Genomic DNA, 20,549 nt, shown 5'->3' with positions numbered 1-20,549 from the left:
CCATCCGCGAAGGCGGCCGCACCGTCGGCGCCGGCGTCGTCGCGAAGATCATGGAATGAGGAGCGGGACCATGCAGAAGCAGAAGATCCGCATCCGCCTGAAGGCGTTCGACTACAAACTCATCGATCAGTCGGCGCTCGAGATCGTCGACACCGCCAAGCGCACCGGCGCGATCGTCAAGGGCCCGGTGCCCCTGCCGACGCGCATGCAGCGTTTCGACATCCTGCGCTCGCCGCACGTCAACAAGACGAGCCGTGACCAGTTCGAGATCCGCACGCACCAGCGCCTGATGGACATCGTCGATCCGACCGACAAGACCGTGGACGCGCTGATGAAGCTCGACCTCCCGGCCGGCGTGGACGTGGAAATCAAGCTGCAGTAGAATCTGCGGTTTTCCGGCCCGGCAGACATCCTGTCGGGCCAAACTCATCCGCCCTGCCAATCGATGTGGGGCATCGGAGATAACACATGAGTCTGAGCAACCGTCTCGGTTTGCTGGGCCGCAAGGTGGGCATGATGCGCATCTTCACGGACGATGGCGACGCCATTCCCGTGACGGTGCTTGACGTGTCGAACAACCGCGTCACCCAGGTCAAGACCGACGAGACCGACGGCTACACGGCCATCCAGGTGGCCTACGGCACGCGCAAGGCGAGCCGCGTCAACAAGCCCGAAGCGGGCCACCTCGCGAAGGCGGGCGTCGAAGCCGGCGAGATCCTCAAGGAGTTCCGCGTCGCTGCCGACGTCGCCGCCGGCTTCAAGCCGGGCGCCACGCTGCCGGTGACCACCTTCGCCGTGGGCCAGCTCGTCGACGTGCAGGGCACCTCGATCGGCAAGGGCTTCACGGGCACGATCAAGCGCCACAACTTCGGCTCGCAGCGTGCGTCGCACGGCAACAGCCGTTCGCACAACGTGCCAGGCTCGATCTCGATGGCGCAGGACCCGGGCCGGGTGTTCCCGGGCAAGAAGATGTCCGGCCACCTCGGTGACGTGACCAAGACCGTGCAGAACCTCGACATCGTCCGCGTCGACGAAGCCCGCCAGCTGCTGCTGGTGCGTGGCGCGGTTCCGGGTGCGAAGAACGGCCATGTGGTCGTCAGCCCGGCCGTCAAGGTCAAGGCCAAGAAGGGAGCCCAGTGATGCAACTCGAGCTCCTGAACGAACAGGGTCAGGCGACCTCGAAAGTCGACGCGCCGGACACCGTGTTCGCGCGCGACTACAACGAAGCGCTCGTCCACCAGGTCGTCGTCGCCTTCCAGGCCAATGCGCGCCAGGGCACCCGTGCCCAGCTCGACCGCGCCATGGTCAAGCACTCGACCAAGAAGCCGTTCCGCCAGAAGGGCACCGGCCGCGCCCGCGCGGGCATGACCTCCTCGCCGCTGTGGCGCGGCGGCGGTCGCATCTTCCCGAACTCGCCGGACGAAAACTTCAGCCAGAAGGTCAACAAGAAGATGTACCGCGCCGGCATGGCCGCTATCTTCTCGCAGCTGGCCCGCGAAGGCCGCGTCGCCGTGGTCGATTCGATCAAGGTCGAGGCGCCGAAGACCAAGCTGCTGGCCGACAAGTTCAAGGCCATGGGTCTGGATTCCGTGCTGGTGATCGCCGACCAGGTCGACGACAACCTCGCGCTGGCCTCGCGCAACTTGGCCAACGTGCTGGTGGTCGAGCCGCGCTACGCCGATCCGCTGTCGCTGGTCTTCTACAAGAAGGTGCTGGTGACCAAGGCCGCGATGGAGCAGCTCAAGGAGATGTTCGCATGAGCGCCGTGAAATTCGACGAGGGCCGTCTGGCCCAGGTGCTGGTGGCGCCCATCGTGTCCGAGAAGGCCACGTCCGCCGCAGAGAAGAACAACCAGGTGCTCTTCAAGGTCCTGCGCGACGCGACCAAGCCCGAGATCAAGGCGGCCGTCGAGCTGATGTTCAAGGTCGAGGTGAAGTCGGTCTCGACCGTCACGCAAAAGGGCAAGGTCAAGCGCTTCGGCAAGTCGATCGGTCGGCGAGACCACGTCAAGAAGGCGTACGTGTCGCTGAAGCCGGGCCAGGAGCTCAATTTCTCCGGGGAGGCCGCGTAATGGCCATCGTCAAAGTCAAACCGACCTCGCCGGGCCGACGCGCCGTGGTGAAGGTCGTGCACAAGCACCTGCACAAGGGCAAGCCCGAGGCGTCGCTGCTCGAGCCGCAGATGCAGAATGCCGGCCGCAACAACAACGGCCACATCACGATCCGCCACAAGGGCGGAGGGCACAAGCACCACTACCGCGTGGTCGACTTTCTGCGCAACAAGGACGGCATCCCGGCGAAAGTCGAGCGCATCGAGTACGACCCGAACCGCACCGCCCATATCGCGCTGGTGTGCTACGCCGACGGCGAGCGCCGCTACATCATCGCCCCGCGCGGCCTGGATGTCGGCGCGACCATCCTGTCCGGCGCCGAGGCGCCGATCAAGGCCGGCAACACGCTGCCGATCCGCAACATCCCGGTGGGCTCGATCATCCACTGCATCGAGATGCTGCCCGGCAAGGGCGCGCAGATCGCCCGCTCGGCCGGCGCTTCGGTGACGCTGCTGGCGCGCGAAGGCACCTACGCGCAGCTGCGCCTGCGTTCGGGTGAGGTGCGCAAGATCCACATCGATTGCCGCGCCACCATCGGCGAAGTGTCGAACGAGGAGCACAGCCTGCGCCAGTACGGCAAGGCCGGCGCGATCCGCTGGAAGGGCATTCGCCCGACCGTTCGCGGCGTCGCGATGAACCCGGTGGATCACCCGCATGGCGGCGGCGAAGGCCGCACCGGCGAGGGTCAGGCCCCCGTGTCACCGTGGAACACGCTGACCAAGGGCTACCGCACTCGCAACAACAAGCGCACGCAGACGATGATCGTCTCGCGCCGCAAGAAATAAGGGGCTGACGACATGACCCGTTCGCTCAAGAAGGGTCCCTTCGTGGACCACCACCTGATGGCCAAGGTCGAGAAGGCCGCCGCCATCAAGGACAAGAAGCCCATCAAGACCTGGTCGCGCCGCAGCACGATCCTGCCCGAGTTCATCGGGCTGACGATCGCCGTGCACAACGGCAAGCAGCACGTCCCCGTCTACGTGTCGGACCAGATGGTCGGTCACAAGCTCGGTGAATTTGCGCTGACGCGCACGTTCAAGGGGCACCCGGCCGACAAGAAGGCCAAGAAGTAAGGATGACGACGATGGAAACCCGCTCAATCGTTCGCGGCGTGCGACTGTCGGCCGACAAGGGTCGGCTGGTGGCCGACATGATCCGCGGCAAGAAGGTCGACCAGGCGATCAACATCCTGACGTTCACGCCCAAGAAGGCCGCCGGCATCATCAAGAAGGCGCTCGAGTCGGCCATCGCCAACGCCGAGCACAACGACGGTGCCGACATCGACGAGCTGAAGGTCAAGACGATCTACGTCGAGCAGGCCGCCACGCTGAAGCGCTTCTCCGCACGCGCCAAGGGGCGCGGCAATCGCATCAGCAAGCCGACATGCCACATTTTCGTCACCGTCGGCAACTGAGGCCTAAGGAACACCATGGGACAAAAGATTCATCCGGTGGGTTTTCGTCTGCCGGTCACGCGCAACTGGGCTTCGCGCTGGTACGCGTCGAACCAGAACTTCGCCGGCATGCTGGCCGAAGACCTGAAGGTCCGCGATTTCCTGAAGACGCGCCTGAAGAGCGCCGCCGTCTCGCGCATCCTGATCGAGCGTCCGGCGAAGAACGCCCGCATTACCATCTACTCGGCGCGGCCGGGCGTGGTGATCGGCAAGAAGGGCGAGGACATCGAGAACCTGAAGGCCGAACTGACGCGCCGCCTCGGTGTACCGGTCGCAGTGAACATCGAAGAGGTGCGAAAGCCCGAGATCGATGCGCAGCTGATCGCCGACAGCATCACCCAGCAGCTCGAGAAGCGCATCATGTTCCGCCGCGCGATGAAGCGCGCGATGCAGAACGCGATGCGACTGGGAGCCCAGGGCATCAAGATCATGTCGTCGGGTCGCCTGAACGGCATCGAGATCGCGCGCTGCGAGTGGTACCGCGAAGGACGCGTGCCGCTTCATACGTTGAAGGCCGACATCGACTACGGCTTCTCGGAAGCCAAGACGACCTACGGCGTCATCGGCGTGAAGTGCTGGGTCTACCGCGGTGACCGCCTGGGCCACGGCGAAGCGCCGGCGGCCAAGACCGAGCAGGCCGAGGACGATCGCCGTCCGCGCCGCAGCGGTCCGCGTGGACCGGGGGGGCCCGGTGCGCCGGGAGGCCGAGGCCGCGGTCCAGGAGCCGACCGCGCGCCGCGCCAGTCGGGTGCGCCTGCCGATGGCAGCGACAAGCCGGCCGTCGCCGCCGACGCACCGAAGACTCCTGCCGTCAAGCGTGTGCGCAAGGTCGCCGCGCCGGGCGGCGAGGGCAAAGGAGAATAAACAATGCTGCAACCTGCACGCAGAAAGTTCCGCAAGGAACAGAAGGGCCGCAACACCGGCATCGCCACGCGTGGCGCTGCGGTGTCGTTCGGCGACTTCGGCCTGAAGGCGACCGAGCGCGGCCGCCTGACGGCGCGCCAGATCGAGGCCGCGCGACGCGCTATTTCCCGCCACGTGAAGCGCGGGGGCCGCATCTGGATCCGCATCTTCCCGGACAAGCCGATTTCGCAGAAGCCGGCCGAAGTTCGCATGGGCAACGGCAAGGGCAACCCCGAGTACTACGTGGCCGAGATCCAGCCGGGCAAGGTGCTGTACGAGATCAACGGCGTGCCAGAGGCGCTGGCACGCGAGGCGTTCCAGCTGGCTTCGGCCAAGCTGCCGCTGAAAACCACTTTCGTCGCTCGCGCGATCGGTGCCTGAGGAATCCACGATGAAAGCATCTGAACTTCGCGCCAAGGACGTGGCGGGCCTCGAGAAAGAGGTCACCGAGCTGCTGAAGGCGCACTTCGGCCTGCGTATGCAGAAGGCCACGCAACAGCTCAACAACCACTCGCAGCTGGGCAAGACTCGCCGCGACATCGCTCGTGCCAAGACGATCCTGGCCGAGAAGAAGAAGGGAGCTGCCAAGTGACTCAAGCGCAAACCGAGGCGAAGGCCAAGAACACCCGTACCCTGATCGGCAAGGTGGTCAGCGACAAGCGCGCCAAGACCATCACCGTGCTGGTCGAGCGCCGCACCAAGCACGAGCTCTACGGCAAGATCGTCGGCAAGTCGAGCAAGTACCACGCGCACGACGAGAACGGCGACTACAAGCTGGGCGACGTGGTCGAGATCGCGGAGAGCCGCCCGATCTCCAAGACCAAGTCCTGGGTCGTCACCCGCCTCGTCCAGAAGGCCGCTGCGGTGTAAGCCTGCTAACGCACGAGGCCTTTGCGGGCTCTCGGGCGACGCGGCCGGAACGCTGGAATACTGGCGTCCGGCCGTTTTTCATGGTTCACACAGAAGGAGCGCTGCGATGATCAAGGTCGGAGACAAGCTGCCTGCCGGCAAGCTGCAGGAGTTCATCGAGGTCGAGGGCAATGGATGCTCGCTCGGTCCGAACACCTTCGATGTCGAGGCATTGACCGCTGGCAGGACGATCGCGATCTTCGGTCTGCCCGGTGCCTATACGCCGACCTGCTCGGCCAAGCATGTGCCGGGCTACGTCGAGAAGTACGACGAACTGAAGCAGGCCGGCGTCGACGAGATCTGGTGCGTCTCGGTCAACGACGCCTTCGTGATGGGCGCTTGGGGCCGCGACCAGCACACCGCCGGCAAGGTGCGCATGATGGCCGACGGCAGCGCCGATTTCACCAAGGCGACGGGCCTGACGCTGGACCTCTCCGCGCGGGGTATGGGTCTGCGCTCGAACCGCTACTCGATGCTGGTCGTCGACGGCGTGGTCAAGACGCTGAACATCGAGGGCCCTGGGAAGTTCGAGGTCAGCGACGCCGGCACGATGCTGACCCAGGCCAAGCAGATCCTCGCCTGACAGTTCTCCTGCTGACCGAACCCCTGGTTGACAGGGGTTCGGGTTTGCCTTCATAATCCGCAGCTTCGCCGAAAGTGCGGCTGTTCCCGTTCGGGAACAGTGCGGCTTCGGATCCGCCCACAAAACGGGCCCAAGACTGACCGCGCAGGCGACTGCGGGTTCAAGTTGGGGACAGACAATGATTCAAATGCAATCGCGACTCGACGTCGCGGACAACACTGGCGCCAAGTCCGTCATGTGCATCAAGGTGCTGGGCGGCTCCAAGCGTCGCTACGCCGGCATCGGCGACGTCATCAAGGTTTCCATCAAGGAAGCTGCGCCGCGCGGCCGCGTCAAGAAGGGCGAGGTCTACAGCGCTGTGGTCGTGCGCACCGCCAAGGGCGTGCGCCGGCAGGACGGCTCGCTGGTTCGCTTCGACGGCAATGCTGCCGTGCTGCTGAACGCCAAGCTCGAGCCGATCGGCACCCGCATCTTCGGCCCGGTGACCCGCGAGCTGCGCACCGAGCGCTTCATGAAGATCGTTTCGCTGGCGCCGGAAGTGCTCTGAGCGGCTGCAAGAAGGACAGGCCATGAACAAGATTCGCAAGGGCGACCAGGTCATCGTGTTGACCGGCCGCGACAAGGGCAAGCGCGGCACCGTGACGCAGCGCGTCGATGACGAGCGCATCGTCGTCGAAGGCGTGAACGTGGTGAAGAAGCACGTCAAGCCGAACCCGATGAAGGGCACCACCGGCGGCGTCGTCGAGAAGACGCTGTCGATCCACCAGAGCAACGTGGCGATCTACAACCCCGCGACGGCGAAGGCCGACCGTGTGGGGGTGAAGCTGCTGGCCGACGGCAAGAAGGTGCGCGTCTACAAGTCCAGCGGCGACGAGATCAAGGCCTGAGGATCAAGAACATGGCTCAACAGCAATCCGCTCGCCTGCAGGCGATCTACCGCGAGAAGATCGTCCCCGAACTCGTCAAGAAGTTCGGCTACAAGTCCACCATGGAGGTGCCGCGCATCACCAAGATCACGCTCAACATGGGTGTGAGCGAGGCGGTGGCGGACAAGAAGGTGATGGACAACGCCGTCGGTGACCTCACCAAGATCGCCGGCCAGAAGCCTGTGGTGACCAAGTCGCGCAAGGCGATCGCCAATTTCAAGATCCGCGACAACGTGCCCATCGGCTGCATGGTCACGCTGCGCGGCGTGCACATGTACGAGTTCCTCGACCGCTTCGTGACCATCGCCCTGCCGCGTGTGCGTGACTTCCGTGGCATCTCCGGCCGTGCCTTCGATGGCCGCGGCAACTACAACATCGGCGTCAAGGAACAGATCATCTTCCCGGAGATCGACTACGACAAGATCGATGCGCTGCGTGGGCTGAACATCAGCATCACGACGACCGCGAAGACCGACGACGAATGCAAGGCGCTGCTCGCCGCATTCAAGTTCCCGTTCAAGAACTGAGGTGGCCCGTGGCTAAGATGTCCCTGATCCAGCGCGAACTGAAGCGCGAGCAACTGGTCGCCAAGTACAAGAAGAAGTACGACGAACTCAAGGCGACCGCCAACGACGCGAAGAAGTCCGACGAGGAGCGCTACGCCGCGCGCCTGGAACTGCAGAAACTGCCGCGCAACGCCTACCCGACGCGCCAGCGCAACCGCTGCGAGATCACCGGTCGTCCGCGCGGCACGTTCCGCAAGTTCGGCCTGGGCCGCAACAAGATCCGTGAACTGGCCTTCAAGGGCGACATCCCCGGTGTCGTCAAGGCCAGCTGGTAATCGGCGCGCAAAGGAGCAATTCACATGAGCATGAGTGATCCCATCGCCGATATGCTGACGCGCATCCGCAACGCCCAGATGGTCGAGAAATCGAGCGTCGCGATGCCGTCGTCGAAGCTGAAGGTCGCGATCGCCAAGGTCCTGAAGGACGAGGGCTACATCGAGGACTTCGCGGTGCGTGGCGAGCCGGCCAAGGCAGAGCTCGAGATCGCACTGAAGTACTACGCCGGCCGCCCGGTGATCGAGCACATCGAGCGCGTCAGCCGTCCTGGCCTGCGCATCTACAAGGGCCGCCACGACATCCCGAACGTGATGAACGGTCTGGGCGTGGCCATCGTCACCACGCCGAAGGGTGTGATGACCGACCGCAAAGCGCGCCAAGCCGGTATCGGCGGCGAAGTGCTCTGCTACGTCGCCTAAGGGAGAGATCGATATGTCACGCGTGGGAAAGATGCCGATCGCCCTGCCGCAAGGCGTGGACGTGTCGGTGACGGCTGACAAGATCAGCGTCAAGGGCTCGCTGGGCACGCTGGTGCGCCCGGTCAACGAACTGGTCACGATCAAGAACGAAGGCGGCACGCTGAAGCTCGCGCCGGCCAACGATTCCGCCGAAGCCGATGCCATGAGCGGAACCATGCGCGCGCTGGTGGCCAACATGGTCAACGGCGTCAGCAAGGGCTTCGAAAAGAAGCTGACGCTGGTGGGCGTGGGCTTCCGTGCCGCCGCGCAGGGCAGCAAGCTGAACCTGCAGATCGGCTTCTCGCACCCGGTCGCCAAGGACATGCCGGCCGGGGTCACGGTCACCTGCCCGACGCAGACCGAAATCGTGATCAAGGGCTCCGACCGCCAGGTGGTGGGTCAGATCGCCGCCGAACTGCGTGCGATCCGCCCGCCTGAGCCCTACAAGGGCAAGGGCATCCGCTATGCGGACGAGAAGGTCACGATCAAAGAGACCAAGAAGAAGTAAGGAGCGACGACCATGTCACTGAACAAGAGAGATCAGCGCATCCGCCGCTCCCGTCAGACCCGCGTGCGCATCGCCACGCAGCGCGTCGCGCGCCTGACAGTGCACCGCACGAACCTGCACATCTACGCCAGCGTCATCTCCGACGACGGCACCAAGGTGCTCGCCAGTGCCTCCACCGCCGAAGCCGATGTCCGAAAGGAACTCGGTGCAGCAGGCAAGGGCGGCAACGTGGCTGCGGCCACGGTGATCGGCAAGCGCATCGCCGAGAAAGCCAAGGCCGCCGGCATCGACAAGGTGGCGTTCGACCGCGCCGGCTTCGCGTACCACGGCCGCGTCAAGGCGCTGGCCGAGGCGGCCCGCGAAGCTGGTCTGCAGTTCTAAGCGCCCCGCGCATCGGCGACGACAAGGAATTCGACAATGGCAAAGTTTCAACCCCGCCAGCAGCCCGAAGGCAACGACGACGGCCTGAAGGAAAAGATGATCGCGGTGAACCGCGTCACCAAGGTCGTGAAGGGTGGCCGCACGCTGAGCTTCGCGGCGCTGACCGTGGTCGGTGACGGCGACGGCCGCATCGGCATGGGCAAGGGCAAGGCGAAGGAAGTTCCGGTGGCGGTGCAGAAGGCGATGGAAGCTGCGCGCCGCAACATGTTCAAGGTCCAGCTCAAGGACGGCACGATCCACCACAAGGTGATCGGCGAGCATGGCTCGGCCAAGGTGCTGATGGCGCCGGCCAAGCAGGGTGACGGCATCATCGCCGGCGGCCCGATGCGCGCTGTATTCGAGGTGATGGGCGTGACCGACATCGTGGCCAAGAGCCACGGCTCGACCAACCCCTACAACATGGTCCGCGCCACGCTGGACGCGCTCAAGAGCTCGACCACGCCAGCCGAAGTGGCCGCCAAGCGTGGCCTCACCGTCGAGCAGCTGTTCGGCTGATCGACACGCGGAGAAGAGTCATGGCAGACAAGAAAACCCTGACGGTGAAGCTGGTCCGCAGCGTCGCCGGCACGCGCGAGTCGCATCGCGCCACGGTGCGCGGCCTCGGCCTGCGCAAGCTCAACAGCGAGTCCACCCTGGAAGATACGCCGGCAGTTCGCGGCATGATCAACAAGGTCTCGTACCTGGTGAAGGTGCTGTGATGGAACTGAACACCCTCAAGCCTGCCGAAGGCAGCAAGAAAGCGCGCCGCCGCGTCGGTCGCGGCATCGGTTCGGGCCTGGGCAAGACGGCCGGGCGCGGCCACAAGGGCCAGAAGTCCCGTGCGGGCGGCTACCACAAGGTCGGTTTCGAAGGCGGCCAGATGCCGCTGCAGCGGCGACTGCCCAAGCGCGGATTCAAGTCGGCGCAGCTCAAGTACAACGCCGAGATCACCCTGGCCGACCTGGAGAAGCTGGGGGCGGACGAGGTCGACCTGCTGGCGCTGAAGGCCGCGAAGCTGGTGGGCCAGCTCGCGCAGACGGTCAAGGTCATCAAGACCGGCGAGCTGACCCGGAAGGTCGTGCTCAAGGGCATTGGAGCGACCGCAGGAGCCAAGGCCGCCATCGAGGCGGCCGGCGGCTCGTTGGCCTGATCGGCCGGAAGAACGGAACTCAGTGGCAACCAACGCGACTCAACTGGCCAAGAGCGGCAAGTTCGGCGACCTGCGTCGCCGCCTTGTCTTCCTGGTGCTCGCGCTCGTGGTCTACCGCATCGGGGCGCATATCCCTGTGCCTGGCATCGACCCGAACCAGCTGCAGGAACTGTTCAAGGGACAGGCCGGCGGGATCCTGAGCCTGTTCAACATGTTCTCCGGCGGCGCGCTGTCGCGCTTCACCGTCTTCGCGCTGGGAATCATGCCCTACATCTCCGCGTCGATCATCATGCAGTTGATGACCTACGTGGTGCCCACCCTCGAGGCGCTGAAGAAGGAAGGCGAGGCCGGGCGACGCAAGATCACCCAGTACACGCGCTACGGCACGCTGGGACTGGCGCTGTTCCAGTCGCTGGGCATCGCGCTGGCGTTAGAGGGTTCGCCGGGCCTCGTCATCGATCCGGGCTTCGGCTTCCGCATGACGGCGGTGGTGAGTCTCGTGGCCGGCACGATGTTCCTGATGTGGCTGGGCGAGCAGATCACCGAGCGCGGCCTGGGCAACGGCATCTCGATCCTGATCTTCGCCGGCATCGCTGCGGGCCTGCCCAGCGCGATCGGCGGTCTGTTCGAGTTGGTGCGCACCGGTGCGATGAGCATCATCGTCTCGCTGTTCATCCTTGCCCTGGTCGTCGCCGTCACCTACGTGGTGGTGTTCGTCGAGCGTGGCCAGCGCAAGATCCTGGTGAACTACGCCAAGCGCCAGGTCGGCAACAAGGTCTACGGCGGCCAGTCGTCCCACTTGCCGCTGAAACTGAACATGTCGGGCGTGATCCCGCCGATCTTCGCTTCGTCGATCATCCTGCTGCCGGCCACGGTGGTGGGCTGGTTCGCCACCGGCGACGGGTTGCGCTGGCTGAAGGATCTGGCCGCGCTGCTGTCGCCGGGCCAGCCGATCTATGTGATGCTCTACGCCGCGGCGATCATCTTCTTCTGCTTCTTCTACACCGCGCTCGTCTTCAACAGCCGCGAGACAGCCGACAACCTGAAGAAGAGCGGCGCCTTCATTCCGGGCATCCGCCCGGGCGATCAGACGGCCAGGCACATCGACAAGATCCTGTCGCGGCTGACGCTGGTCGGCGCGGTCTACATCACCGCGGTGTGCCTGCTGCCCGAGTTCCTTGTGCTGAAGTACAACGTGCCGTTCTACTTCGGCGGCACCAGCCTGCTGATCATCGTCGTCGTGACGATGGACTTCTGGGCGCAGGTGCAGAGCTACGTGATGAGCCAGCAGTACGAGTCGCTGCTGAAGAAGGCGAACTTCAAGGCGAGCTGAGATGGCGAAGGACGATGTCATCCAGATGCAGGGCGAGATTCTGGAGAACCTGCCCAACGCCACGTTTCGCGTGAAATTGGAGAACGGGCACATCGTGCTCGGCCACATCTCCGGAAAGATGCGCATGCACTACATCCGCATCCTCCCGGGCGACAAGGTGACGGTCGAGTTGACGCCCTACGATTTGAGTCGCGCCCGCATCGTGTTCCGGGCCAAGTGAGCAGCCTGACGAGGGCTTAGGAGAAGACCATGAAAGTAGCCGCTTCCGTCAAGAAGATGTGCCGCAACTGCAAGATCATCCGCCGCAAGGGCGTGGTGCGGGTGATCTGCACCGACCCGCGACACAAGCAGCGTCAAGGCTGAACTGAAGGACATTCGACATGGCACGCATTGCTGGCATCAACATTCCGCCGCACAAGCACACCGAGATCGGCCTGACGCACATCTACGGTATCGGCCGCACGACCGCGCAGAAGATCTGCGACAAGGTCGGTGTCGCGTATTCGAAGAAGATCAAGGATCTGACCGATGGCGACCTGGAGAAGATCCGGGAAGAGATCGGCAAGATGACGATCGAGGGCGACCTGCGTCGCGAGATGTCCATCAACATCAAGCGACTGATGGACCTCGGCTGCTATCGCGGCTTCCGCCACCGCCGCGGCCTGCCGGTCCGCGGCCAGCGCACCAAGACCAACGCGCGTACCCGCAAGGGCCCGCGCAAGTCCGGCGCGCTCGTCAAGAAGTGAGCCTCGGCCATTTCCTGACCCCGTGAAGCATTGAGAGAAAGACACACCATGGCCAAGTCACCCGTCAACACCGCCGCGCAGCGCGTACGCAAGAAGATCCGCAAGAATGTCGCGGACGGCATTGCGCATGTGCACGCGTCGTTCAACAACACGATCATCACGATCACCGACCGCCAGGGTGGTGCGCTGTCGTGGGCTTCCAGCGGTGGCCAGGGCTTCAAAGGCTCGCGCAAGAGCACGCCCTTCGCCGCCCAGGTGGCCGCGGAGGTGGCGGGTCGCGCCGCCCAGGAGCAGGGCATCAAGAACCTCGACGTGCGCATCAAGGGCCCCGGCCCGGGGCGCGAATCGTCGGTGCGTGCGCTGGCCTCACTGGGCATCCGCATCAATTCGATCTCGGACGTCACGCCGGTTCCGCACAACGGCTGCCGTCCGCAGAAGCGCCGCCGCATCTGAGCGCTGTTTTCCGTGGTCGGCGAAGCCTTGACGGCCTCGCCGACTTTTTCGCTTGTAAGAAGCCCACCGCCTGAGCGCCCACAACAACACCCGCCAGGCTCGCGCGAGTCTCCACGTCGCGTCAGATTGAACGAAGGACATCAAAGTGGCACGTTACCTCGGCCCCAAGGCCAAACTCTCCCGCCGCGAAGGCACCGACCTGTTCCTGAAGAGCGCCCGCCGCCCGATCAGTGACAAGGCCAAGTTCGATTCCAAGCCCGGCCAGCATGGCCGGACCTCCGGCTCGCGCACCTCCGACTTCGGCCTGCAGCTGCGCGAGAAGCAGAAAGTCAAGCGCATGTACGGCGTGCTGGAGCGGCAGTTCCGCCGCTACTTCGCCGAGGCGGAGCGCCGCAAGGGCAACACCGGCTCGAACCTGCTGCTGCTGCTCGAGTCGAGGCTGGACAACGTCGTCTACCGCATGGGCTTCGGCTCGACGCGCGCCGAGGCACGCCAGCTCGTCTCGCACAAGGGCATCACGGTCAACGGCGAGGTGGTCAACATCGCCTCGTACTCGGTGAAGCCGGGCGACACCGTGGCGGTCCGCGAGAAGGCGAAGAAGCAATTGCGCGTCACCGACGCGGTCAAGCTCGCCGAGGCGCAGGGCATGCCGGGCTGGGTGCAAGTCGACGCGAACAAGCTCGAAGGCGTGTTCAAGAAGGCGCCCGACCGGGACGAGTTCGGCGCGGACATCAAAGAAGCGCTGATCGTCGAGTTGTACTCGCGCTGATCCCGATTCCGGGTCCGCGGCGTTCGCCGCGGGCCCGTCCCCTCGCCGTGCCTTGCCGGGCACACAGCGAGAGGTACATCGCCCGGCCATGTCCGCCAGCCTTATCGGTGTAACGAGCCGAGGGTATTGAGAGGAACAGGACTCAATGCAAACCAATCTGCTGAAACCCAAAGCCATCAACGTGGAGCCGCTGGGCGGCAATCGCGCCAAGGTCACGCTCGAGCCGTTCGAGCGCGGCTACGGTCACACGTTGGGCAATGCGCTGCGCCGCGTGCTGCTGTCGTCGATGGTCGGTTATGCGCCGACCGAGGTGACGATCGCCGGCGTGCTGCATGAGTACTCCACCATCGACGGGGTTCAGGAAGACGTGGTTCACATCATGCTGAACCTCAAGGGTGTCGTGTTCCGGCTGCACAACCGCGACGAGGTCACGCTGGTGCTGCGCAAGGAAGGCGAGGGCCCCGTCACCGCCGGCGACATCCAGACGCCTCACGACGTCGAGATCATCAACCCTGACCATGTCATCGCGCACCTGTCGCAGGGCGGCAAGCTCGACATGCAGATCAAGGTCGAGAAGGGCCGCGGCTACGTGCCCGGCACGCTGCGCCGCTACGGCGACGAACCGACCAAGTCGATCGGCCGCATCGTGCTGGACGCCTCGTTCTCCCCGGTCTCGCGCGTCAGCTACACCGTCGAGAGCGCGCGCGTGGAGCAGCGCACCGACCTCGACAAGCTGGTCATGGAGATCGTCACCAATGGCGCCATCACGCCCGAAGAGGCGATCCGATCCTCCGCCAAGGTGCTGGTCGAGCAACTCGCGGTGTTCGCGCAGCTCGAGGGCCAGGTCGACCAGATCTTCGAGACCGGCGGGCGTGAGCGCAGCGACCAGAAGTTCGACCCGATTCTGCTGCGTCCGGTTGACGAGCTCGAGCTCACGGTGCGCTCGGCGAACTGCTTGAAGGCCGAGAACATCTACTACATCGGCGACCTGATCCAGCGTACCGAGACCGAGCTGCTGAAGACACCGAACCTGGGTCGCAAGTCGCTCAACGAAATCAAGGAAGTGCTGGCTTCGCGCGGGCTCACGCTCGGCGCGCGGCTGGAGAACTGGCCCCCCCAGGGCCTGGACAAGCGCTGAGCCCAGCTCGGCACTGTGTGCAACCCCCGGTACCTGACACGGCCGGGGTTCAATAAAGACAGGAAAGCACCATGCGTCACCGTCACGGACTTCGCAAACTCAACCGCACCAGCGAGCATCGCCAGGCGATGCTGCGCAACATGTGCGTTTCGCTGCTCGAGCACGAGGCCATCAAGACCACGGTTCCCAAGGCCAAGGAACTGCGCCGCGTCGTCGAGCCGCTCATCACGTTGGGCAAGGAACCGACGCTGGCCAACAAGCGCCTGGCCTTCGACCGTCTGCGCGACCGCAAGATCGTCGTCAAGCTGTTCAATGAGCTGGGCCCGCGCTACAAGGCTCGCCCGGGCGGATACACGCGCATCCTAAAGATGGGCTTCCGGGTTGGCGACAATGCGCCGATGGCCTTCGTCGAACTGGTCGACCGTCCGGAGCCGGTGGCGGTCGAGGCGGCTCCGGCCGGCGATCAGGCAGAGTGAGTCCCGTTCCGGAGTGACGAGGCAGGAAGCCGGCGCAAGCCGGCTTTCGTCATTTCCGGGGCATGGCCTGTGCAGGCGAGGGACGGCAGCCAACAATGTCACGCTACCCGGCACCTCAGTCAGGGGTAGCCGCCTTGCGAGGGAGTGCGAAGACTCAAGCGAACCGGCAGAATGTCCGAATGAAGAATCGTGGCGCGGCCGGCACTGCGTCGAGGAGATTCAGGTGTTCGAATTCCTTCCGGGCTTGACGCAGATGAATGTTGTGGATGCCGCCGATGGACCCCCTCAGGCCGCGCCGGCGGCCGGTGGGGACGACGTGGACTGGGTGCGGGTGCGCAGCCCCGCCAAAGATCAGGACCGCGTGCTGCAGAGTCCGACGCATGTCTGGCTGAGGCGGATCCCGTCGGCCATCCACCCCAAGCACCTGTGCCGCTACTACCCGCGCATCGCCAACCGCCTCGCGCAGAACTGGGGCGACAAGGTCGAGGTCGAGCGGATCTTCGAGGATCTGCTGCAGGATCGACGGGGCCAGCGCAAGGGCTTCTCGGAGCGTGTGAGGGTCGAGATCGAGCGCCTGCAGCGATTTCACCAGCGCAAGCTGCACGTGAACTATCCGCCGTTGATGGTGGTGCGACACCGGCGCACGCCACCAGGAGCCACCGGGGGAAACTGATTCCGTGGCCAGCCGGCGGTGATCCGAGCACATGCTCTCAAGCTCTGTTATACTTGTCGGCTCAGTCGCGAGGTGGAGCAGTCTGGTAGCTCGTTGGGCTCATAACCCAAAGGTCGCAGGTTCAAATCCTGCCCTCGCAACCACCGAATACACAGTGCCTTCAAGCACTTAGCAAGGCCCGCCTCGAGCGGGCTTTGTCGTTTCTGGGGTTCTGTGCCCGCGCCGTGCCCATCCAGTGCCCGGCTCGTGCCCGTGGCTTGGAGCAGCTAGGTCCAAACGACCGTTGGGACACGTGCCTGCGGCACGACCATTGGGTCGATATCGGGACCATTGGACCCAGGTACTAACAGTCAGGTTTGACCCTGACCGCTGGGCGGCATCTGGGGGCAACGCAGCGGGGAAATGTAAATTGGCACGAGACTGGACTAAGACGTTCACCGTCGATGCTCCAGCGGCTCCAATCGCTGAAAGCAGTCATTCACGGAGTGAAGAACAGTTTCGATCGTTCGCCAATCTACTTGTCGATCGGGAGTTGACTTCCCTCGTCTTCCTAGCGGCGCATAGATCGGCCAATTCGAGGCATGTTGCCGCTGGCGGTCTAGTGCTCCCAGTCCAGGCGCTCGGCGTCTTCGTCATGACGTCGTGCTTCATCTTCGTAGCTGTCCGCCAAGGTGTCGAGGGCCTTTGCGGTATGCGGATGGTCGTAGGCGATTGACTTCGCCCAATGGCGATACCTCGCCGCTTCCTGGCGCTCAAGTTTTCCCCCGTCTCCCGACATCCGCGACGTGATGCCGCGCCGATTGCTCTTGCCAATCCTGAAGCCGTCGATCATCGGCCTGCTACGAAACAAGTCGATCACATCGCGCACTTCTTCGCAAGGCCAGTTGCCATCCGCACCGATCGGAGAGGCCGAGAGCATGTTCCCGATTCGGCTGTCGGCGATGTCTTCCCGCCCCGCTGCCTTGGCGCGCGAACGGGCATCCTTAATCCAGGCTTCAAGAACCTCTCCGTCGATCGTGCCGTTGTCGCGGGTTCCGGGCAGCACGTTCCATAGCTCCAGCAGCCGATAGGCTTGGTTAGCGACGGCACGAGCATGCTCCGGGTTGTCCGACGGAGGCTCCATCACACCGCTTTCATCACTGGGCTTGAATACGGCGCTGAGCATCTCGATAAAGAGCGAAGGCTGTTCCGAGATTGCCCTCAAGAGGACCCTGGCCGGTCGGCGCGAGTACTCCAGCACCGGCAAGTAGGCCCATTCCAGCGCGACCAAGGTGTCCTTGTCCACATCGCTACGTTCATCCAGTAGTTGCAGGATTTCGGCGACGTAGTGCTGGAACATGGTCGCTTCGTTCGCGTCGCCCTCGTTCTGGAAAGGTTGGCGCGCTGCCTCGCGCAGCACCTCGATGAGCACTTCGGATGGCAGCGTGGCCTTGCTACCGCGCTCCGCCAGGGGCAAGGCGTGACGAGCGCGGCCAACAGATATCAGTTTGCGGATGGCGAAGATGATGTCGTCGCTGCTCTCGCTCATCCAGAAAACCGGTGCTCGACGCCAGTAGGCCTCTTCGATTGCCGCGCCAGCCTGGGTAGCTTGATCCCATGTCCAACGCTGGACGGGAAGCGCGCGCAGGATTGCCAACAGTGCGGTGTCACCCCAAGCCTCGTGCTTGGCCTTTGCAATCAAGGCCGCCGCCCAAGGCTCCTTTCGATCGCTGAAGACGGACATGATCAGGCCATGGGCAACGTCCCGCTCAGGAGCGTCGGCGCTGAGCAGCGCCGACTTCAGGAGTGAGTCGAGATCACCGTCCGTTAGCCCGCCGTCGTATAGCGCCTTGCCGATGTAGCCCGCGGCGCTAGACATGCGCGCGAGCGCCAGGATGGATGCCACGCCGCCTTTGTCGAACAGCGTCTGTGCCGCCACCCGCCTTGCCGTGTCGACGTCGCGCTCCGCCGCCTCCCAACCTGACTTCGATGGCTTTGGCAGGTCAACAGACTGCGCAAATAGCCAAGCTATGCGCTCTACGGGGTCCTGTGGTGCGAGGCGCTCGTAGATGGCTTCGAGGCGATCAAGCACCTCGCTGGGCATGGACCACTCTGCATCCGGAAACTGTCGATGGTGGTGCAAAACGCGGCGCAGGCTTGCCCAGAGCACTGCGCGATCTGCTTTGTCCGTGATCTGCGGTTCCGCAAGATCTAGCGCGCCAAGGCCTGCACTGGGTGCGGGTGCCAGATCCGAAAATCGATCCAGCAGTTGCGACCATCGGTCGGCGCTTGTTCCTACGTCTGCGAGCAGCCGTTCGGAGATCGCGGCGGCACCGCGCCCCACCAGTCCCCAGGTCACTACTTCGACCCTGTCTACTGTGAAGTCGCGCCAACGTGGCATTGGAGACGGGGTAGATGAGTCGTGACCGCGAGGCAGGATTCCGAGCATCAGCTTCCAGGCGGCATCGCTCTCCCGCTTGCGGACGAGGTCGAGCGCGCGCAGCCGCTGGTCGAGGGACGCATAGGTCTGTGGATTCCAGAGGATGTGGATCTCGCGGAGACTGTTCGCGGGCCGGTTCGCGTAGCGCCCAGGCGGGTTGTCTATAGCGTCAAGACGAGCCAGCAGATGGGACACCCTTGGCATCAGGTTTGGCGACCAAGCCAGGGACTCCAATGCCCAAAGCAGGTCTGACAGATGTTCGGTTCCGAATGGGCCCCCTTCGTCGGCGCCAAACAAGGCACGGATAGGGGGGTCGCTCTGGTCAAGGCTGTCCTCGATGGCGTTCATGAAAGCCCCGGGCGATGCTTCGGCCAGCAGCCGGAAGTCCCGCGACAGGGACCACCACCGTTGCTGGTCAGCGTCCTGCAGCAGCTTACCGACGATAGCGTCTGCTCGCCGTCCGGCGTCAACTACGGTGCGGACCTTGTCGCCCCACAGGGCGAGCAGGATCAAAACTTGTCCGATGCCGTGACGCAGCATGCCCGAATAGTCCGGGCGAACTCCACGGACAGCCGCCATCCAGCGCTCGCTGGGGTCCATCTCGAAGCGCGGGTCTGCAGATCCCAGTACTTCATGCGCTGCAGCCTCGAAGCGCCTGATGTCGGCACTGGTCAAGTACGGCGCTAGCAGGAACCACGCATCCGATGGTGATGCGACCCGCCACGTTGAACCGACCTTCCGTAGCGGGCTGTCGAAGTCACCGACGTAAGGGGCCAGGCCAGCGACGACAGTCTCATAGGACTGATCGGCGATCTCGGCAAGCCGGGCCCGGTCGGCCTCTGCGCTCTCGTCCCAACCGCCCGCCATCATCGCCGCAAGCAGGGCGCGAGGCGGAGTTTCTTGCGCCCAGAGCGGAAGGCGTCCCGGTGCGCTTGGGATCAGACGACGAAGGATGGCAAGGTTTCGGGAGCTGTCTCGCGCGAGAGCTTCCGCTCGAGGTCTGGCTATCCCGGTCGCGGTCAGGGCAGCAGCAATGCCTTCGCGAGTGGGGCGCGCAAGTATGCGAACTTCGCCGCGAGAGTGTTGGCGTTCGTCATAGGCCTGCAAGACATAGTGCCCTCGCGCCACAAGTGTTCTGGCCAGACCTGGTTCTGGATCGGTCAGGATCAGAATCAAGGGCGCAGGAGCATGAGCCAGCGCACGGGCACTGGTGGCAGTGGTGGCCACTAGGCACCTGGTTCGATACGCGACCGCCATGTCATCCGGGAGCATGCCAAGGGTGGCGTGGAAGAACGCCACCACCTCTTCGGACGTGGTTGCTTGAAGTGAGAGCAAGGATGGCTCGCCGCGCAGCCAGCGCAGAACCTCGGCAGCATCCTGGTCACGGTCGCTAAGGACAAGATCTTCAGAGAGCGGCCATTGGGTCGCCAATGACCATTCCTGCCAGAGGTCTTCGAGTTCCCGCGTTCCGGCAGGGCGCTTACCCAGACGAGCGGCCAGCCAGAGCCCAACTGCAGGCGTTTGCTCGATCCAGTGGACAAGGTCATCGGCGTCATACACGCGGACTTCGCGCCACACGCCCTCTGCCATTCGCGCCTCTGCCCACTCCCCCTTCTTTGGCCAATGGCGGGGTGTGACAAACACGTAGGCGGAGTCCGCTGGATCTAGTGGTGCGGGTTCTTCCGTCCTCTTTCTGTAGTCATCCGTCGCCTTTTGCTGAATGTTGCTGCGCTGGGTGCCGAGCTCCCAGCCGGCGGCGCCTTTGGGCACATAAGTGCTGCCAGCCTCGACCGAAGTGACACCGTCCCAGCCTGGATGACGCACGCCCTCGTCGGAGGGGAAGCGGAGCTGGGCAAGTGGGCCATGGGTCGCACGGATCAAATGAGCCAGGAGCGTCGGGAAGCTGAAGGCGGCATCGGTTCGAGCAGCCCAGTTGGCCAAGTCTTCAGCATCCACCCACCGGATTGGAGTACCCGACCGATCTGCCGATGCGATGCTGGGAACAGCCGGCCCGACTACGGCTCCGGTCGGCAGGAAGCGGATGCCAGCGTCCTCGAGAGCACTGCGGATCGCTTGGGCATTGTTGGCCACCGGGGTACGCTGACCTCGCTCAAAGTCGGCCACAGTCGATGTCGCAACGCCTGCTGCCTTGGCCAGATCCTGTTGGGACCACGCCAGGAGCGCGCGCGCAGCCCTGACATGCTTGGGCGTGAGGTCGGAAGGAGAACCTGAGCGAGCCATAGTCATATAAAATATATGACATCAGCCTAGACATCGCAA

General features: G+C 64.2%; 32 protein-coding genes and 1 tRNA gene. 32 read left to right on the top strand and 1 reads right to left on the bottom strand.

Going from position 1 to position 20,549, the window contains the following annotated elements; translation table 11 throughout:
• Nucleotides 1–70: 70 nt before the first annotated feature.
• The 32 genes from rpsJ to Q0599_RS04730 all read left to right on the top strand — a co-directional run bounded on the left by rpsJ (nt 71) and on the right by Q0599_RS04730 (nt 15,993).
• Nucleotides 71–382 (top strand): 30S ribosomal protein S10, encoded by a 312-nt coding sequence (gene rpsJ / locus Q0599_RS04885; protein WP_019561663.1) that lies wholly within the window; start codon nt 71–73, stop codon nt 380–382.
• Between the two features lie 86 nt (nt 383–468).
• A complete protein-coding gene (rplC, locus tag Q0599_RS04880; RefSeq protein WP_298826470.1) occupies nt 469–1,140 on the top strand; it encodes a 50S ribosomal protein L3 in 672 nt (223 codons plus the stop codon).
• On the top strand, nt 1,140–1,760 hold the full coding sequence (gene rplD / locus Q0599_RS04875) for a 50S ribosomal protein L4 (RefSeq protein WP_298826467.1): 621 nt from the start codon (nt 1,140–1,142) through the stop codon (nt 1,758–1,760). Before rplC ends, rplD begins: the two co-directional genes overlap by 1 nt.
• Complete coding sequence (gene rplW, locus Q0599_RS04870) at nt 1,757–2,071, top strand: 50S ribosomal protein L23 (protein ID WP_298826464.1); 315 nt, start codon at nt 1,757–1,759, stop codon at nt 2,069–2,071. Before rplD ends, rplW begins: the two co-directional genes overlap by 4 nt.
• Nucleotides 2,071–2,895: a 50S ribosomal protein L2 gene (gene rplB, locus Q0599_RS04865; RefSeq protein ID WP_298826462.1), complete on the top strand. Its 825-nt coding sequence runs from the start codon at nt 2,071–2,073 to the stop codon at nt 2,893–2,895. The genes rplW and rplB overlap by 1 nt, the downstream gene beginning before the upstream one ends.
• A gap of 12 nt (nt 2,896–2,907) precedes the next feature.
• Nucleotides 2,908–3,183: a 30S ribosomal protein S19 gene (gene rpsS / locus Q0599_RS04860; RefSeq protein WP_293414764.1), complete on the top strand. Its 276-nt coding sequence runs from the start codon at nt 2,908–2,910 to the stop codon at nt 3,181–3,183.
• 11 nt (nt 3,184–3,194) lie between these two features.
• The gene (rplV, locus tag Q0599_RS04855) at nt 3,195–3,524 is read left to right on the top strand and encodes a 50S ribosomal protein L22 (RefSeq protein ID WP_298826460.1); all 330 of its coding nucleotides are present in this window, start codon (nt 3,195–3,197) and stop codon (nt 3,522–3,524) included.
• A gap of 15 nt (nt 3,525–3,539) precedes the next feature.
• Complete coding sequence (gene rpsC / locus Q0599_RS04850; protein WP_298826458.1) at nt 3,540–4,427, top strand: 30S ribosomal protein S3; 888 nt, start codon at nt 3,540–3,542, stop codon at nt 4,425–4,427.
• A 3-nt stretch (nt 4,428–4,430) separates the two neighbouring features.
• A complete protein-coding gene (gene rplP, locus Q0599_RS04845) occupies nt 4,431–4,847 on the top strand; it encodes a 50S ribosomal protein L16 (protein ID WP_298826455.1) in 417 nt (138 codons plus the stop codon).
• Between the two features lie 10 nt (nt 4,848–4,857).
• Nucleotides 4,858–5,058 carry a 50S ribosomal protein L29 gene (rpmC, locus tag Q0599_RS04840; protein ID WP_298826451.1) on the top strand — a complete coding sequence of 67 codons (201 nt, stop codon included), beginning with the start codon at nt 4,858–4,860 and terminating at the stop codon, nt 5,056–5,058.
• On the top strand, nt 5,055–5,336 hold the full coding sequence (gene rpsQ / locus Q0599_RS04835; RefSeq protein WP_298826449.1) for a 30S ribosomal protein S17: 282 nt from the start codon (nt 5,055–5,057) through the stop codon (nt 5,334–5,336). Before rpmC ends, rpsQ begins: the two co-directional genes overlap by 4 nt.
• A 106-nt stretch (nt 5,337–5,442) precedes the next feature.
• Nucleotides 5,443–5,958 carry a peroxiredoxin gene (locus Q0599_RS04830; RefSeq protein WP_298826447.1) on the top strand — a complete coding sequence of 172 codons (516 nt, stop codon included), beginning with the start codon at nt 5,443–5,445 and terminating at the stop codon, nt 5,956–5,958.
• Between the two features lie 178 nt (nt 5,959–6,136).
• A complete protein-coding gene (rplN, locus tag Q0599_RS04825) occupies nt 6,137–6,505 on the top strand; it encodes a 50S ribosomal protein L14 (RefSeq protein ID WP_209384869.1) in 369 nt (122 codons plus the stop codon).
• 22 nt (nt 6,506–6,527) lie between these two features.
• Nucleotides 6,528–6,845 (top strand): 50S ribosomal protein L24, encoded by a 318-nt coding sequence (gene rplX, locus Q0599_RS04820; protein ID WP_298826445.1) that lies wholly within the window; start codon nt 6,528–6,530, stop codon nt 6,843–6,845.
• An 11-nt stretch (nt 6,846–6,856) separates the two neighbouring features.
• Nucleotides 6,857–7,411, top strand: coding sequence for a 50S ribosomal protein L5 (rplE, locus tag Q0599_RS04815; protein WP_298826442.1), 555 nt, complete (start codon nt 6,857–6,859; stop codon nt 7,409–7,411).
• 8 nt (nt 7,412–7,419) lie between these two features.
• Complete coding sequence (gene rpsN / locus Q0599_RS04810) at nt 7,420–7,725, top strand: 30S ribosomal protein S14 (RefSeq protein ID WP_298826439.1); 306 nt, start codon at nt 7,420–7,422, stop codon at nt 7,723–7,725.
• A 24-nt stretch (nt 7,726–7,749) separates the two neighbouring features.
• Entirely contained in the window at nt 7,750–8,145 is a 396-nt protein-coding gene (gene rpsH / locus Q0599_RS04805) for a 30S ribosomal protein S8 (protein WP_298826437.1), read from the top strand.
• Nucleotides 8,146–8,158: 13 nt separating this feature from the next.
• Nucleotides 8,159–8,692 carry a 50S ribosomal protein L6 gene (gene rplF / locus Q0599_RS04800; RefSeq protein WP_298826436.1) on the top strand — a complete coding sequence of 178 codons (534 nt, stop codon included), beginning with the start codon at nt 8,159–8,161 and terminating at the stop codon, nt 8,690–8,692.
• Between the two features lie 12 nt (nt 8,693–8,704).
• Nucleotides 8,705–9,073: a 50S ribosomal protein L18 gene (gene rplR / locus Q0599_RS04795; RefSeq protein WP_298826434.1), complete on the top strand. Its 369-nt coding sequence runs from the start codon at nt 8,705–8,707 to the stop codon at nt 9,071–9,073.
• A gap of 36 nt (nt 9,074–9,109) precedes the next feature.
• Nucleotides 9,110–9,628, top strand: a complete 519-nt coding sequence (gene rpsE / locus Q0599_RS04790; RefSeq protein WP_298826431.1) for a 30S ribosomal protein S5 — start codon at nt 9,110–9,112, stop codon at nt 9,626–9,628.
• A gap of 20 nt (nt 9,629–9,648) precedes the next feature.
• Entirely contained in the window at nt 9,649–9,831 is a 183-nt protein-coding gene (gene rpmD / locus Q0599_RS04785) for a 50S ribosomal protein L30 (RefSeq protein WP_298826428.1), read from the top strand.
• Nucleotides 9,831–10,262: a 50S ribosomal protein L15 gene (gene rplO, locus Q0599_RS04780; protein ID WP_298826426.1), complete on the top strand. Its 432-nt coding sequence runs from the start codon at nt 9,831–9,833 to the stop codon at nt 10,260–10,262. The genes rpmD and rplO overlap by 1 nt, the downstream gene beginning before the upstream one ends.
• Before the next feature lie 22 nt (nt 10,263–10,284).
• On the top strand, nt 10,285–11,595 hold the full coding sequence (gene secY, locus Q0599_RS04775; protein WP_298826424.1) for a preprotein translocase subunit SecY: 1,311 nt from the start codon (nt 10,285–10,287) through the stop codon (nt 11,593–11,595).
• A gap of 1 nt (nt 11,596) precedes the next feature.
• The gene (gene infA / locus Q0599_RS04770) at nt 11,597–11,815 is read left to right on the top strand and encodes a translation initiation factor IF-1 (protein ID WP_025495304.1); all 219 of its coding nucleotides are present in this window, start codon (nt 11,597–11,599) and stop codon (nt 11,813–11,815) included.
• A 29-nt stretch (nt 11,816–11,844) separates the two neighbouring features.
• The gene (gene rpmJ, locus Q0599_RS04765; protein ID WP_009548427.1) at nt 11,845–11,958 is read left to right on the top strand and encodes a 50S ribosomal protein L36; all 114 of its coding nucleotides are present in this window, start codon (nt 11,845–11,847) and stop codon (nt 11,956–11,958) included.
• 17 nt (nt 11,959–11,975) lie between these two features.
• Nucleotides 11,976–12,341, top strand: a complete 366-nt coding sequence (rpsM, locus tag Q0599_RS04760; RefSeq protein ID WP_298826421.1) for a 30S ribosomal protein S13 — start codon at nt 11,976–11,978, stop codon at nt 12,339–12,341.
• Nucleotides 12,342–12,389: 48 nt separating this feature from the next.
• Nucleotides 12,390–12,794 carry a 30S ribosomal protein S11 gene (gene rpsK, locus Q0599_RS04755; RefSeq protein WP_298826418.1) on the top strand — a complete coding sequence of 135 codons (405 nt, stop codon included), beginning with the start codon at nt 12,390–12,392 and terminating at the stop codon, nt 12,792–12,794.
• A 145-nt stretch (nt 12,795–12,939) separates the two neighbouring features.
• On the top strand, nt 12,940–13,563 hold the full coding sequence (rpsD, locus tag Q0599_RS04750) for a 30S ribosomal protein S4 (protein ID WP_298826416.1): 624 nt from the start codon (nt 12,940–12,942) through the stop codon (nt 13,561–13,563).
• Between the two features lie 145 nt (nt 13,564–13,708).
• Complete coding sequence (gene rpoA, locus Q0599_RS04745) at nt 13,709–14,701, top strand: DNA-directed RNA polymerase subunit alpha (protein ID WP_298826414.1); 993 nt, start codon at nt 13,709–13,711, stop codon at nt 14,699–14,701.
• A gap of 71 nt (nt 14,702–14,772) precedes the next feature.
• Nucleotides 14,773–15,177, top strand: coding sequence for a 50S ribosomal protein L17 (gene rplQ / locus Q0599_RS04740; protein WP_298826413.1), 405 nt, complete (start codon nt 14,773–14,775; stop codon nt 15,175–15,177).
• A 223-nt stretch (nt 15,178–15,400) separates the two neighbouring features.
• The gene (locus Q0599_RS04735; protein ID WP_298826411.1) at nt 15,401–15,850 is read left to right on the top strand and encodes a hypothetical protein; all 450 of its coding nucleotides are present in this window, start codon (nt 15,401–15,403) and stop codon (nt 15,848–15,850) included.
• A 66-nt stretch (nt 15,851–15,916) separates the two neighbouring features.
• Nucleotides 15,917–15,993, top strand: a tRNA-Met gene (locus Q0599_RS04730).
• 455 nt (nt 15,994–16,448) lie between these two features.
• Here the strand turns inward: Q0599_RS04730 and Q0599_RS04725 are convergent.
• Complete coding sequence (locus Q0599_RS04725) at nt 16,449–20,510, bottom strand: helix-turn-helix transcriptional regulator (RefSeq protein ID WP_298826482.1); 4,062 nt, start codon at nt 20,508–20,510, stop codon at nt 16,449–16,451.
• Nucleotides 20,511–20,549 lie beyond the last annotated feature (39 nt).

The sequence above is a fragment of the uncultured Piscinibacter sp. genome, assembly GCF_937952055.1.
Taxonomy (GTDB): domain Bacteria; phylum Pseudomonadota; class Gammaproteobacteria; order Burkholderiales; family Burkholderiaceae_C; genus Piscinibacter.
This window is presented reverse-complemented; position numbering and strand designations above follow the sequence as displayed.